This is a genomic window from Poinsettia branch-inducing phytoplasma str. JR1, assembly GCF_000309465.1.
Classification (GTDB): domain Bacteria; phylum Bacillota_I; class Bacilli_A; order Acholeplasmatales; family Acholeplasmataceae; genus Phytoplasma; species Phytoplasma pruni.
Window position 1 is genome coordinate 1 of sequence record NZ_AKIK01000178.1, and the last position, 780, is coordinate 780.

The 780-nt window shown below is 25.4% G+C and carries 1 pseudogene; it reads left to right on the plus strand.

The annotated features are described in order from the left end of the window. Nucleotides 1-437 (plus strand): annotated as a pseudogene (locus ON17_RS03695) (type IVB secretion system protein DotG/IcmE); the annotation flags it as partial. Nucleotides 438-780 lie beyond the last annotated feature (343 nt).

Below are 780 nucleotides of genomic sequence, written 5' to 3' on the forward strand. Positions count from 1 at the left end.
GAGATGCTGGTTATACAGCAAGAGAATTAAGAGATGGTGGATTTACAGCTAAAGAAATATTAAATACCGAATTTTCACTTCGAAATTTAAGAGATGCTGGAATTAAAGCTGAAGAATTATATGATACTTTTAATACAGCTAAAAAATTAATAGATACTGGATATACAGTTAAAGAATTAAAAGATGCTGGATATACAGCTAAGGAATTAAGAGATGTTGGTTGCCTTAAAATGAAAGATTTTAGAGGTAGTGGATATACAGCTAAAGAATTAAAAGATGCTGGATTTATATCTAGTGATTTAAAAATTGCTGGGTATACAGCTAAAGAATTAAAAGATACTGGATATACAGCTAAAGAATTAAAATATATAGCTGACTTTACAGATAAAGAATTAAAAGATGCTGGATATACAGTTAAAGAATTAAAAGATTTGTAATATATTGAATTCATATACATCTTAATAATTAAGAAATGCTGAATTTATAGAAAAAGAATTAAGAGATGATGGATTTATAGATAAAGATTTAAAAGATTATTGATTTATGGTTAAGAGAATTAAAAGATGATTGATATACAACTAAAATTTTAAATTTTTTAAGTTGGTTGTTATTTAAACACTTAAACAACGAAAATTGAACGCAAAACAATGTATTTTAATATATAAAGCATTATAAAATTAAATATGCAATTTTCTTTTAGATCTGTGTTTTCTAATTCCGCTTTGTTTATCCTCACAAAATAGTAAGTAAACCTTTCTTTTTAGAGAGCTTGGTAGCTTC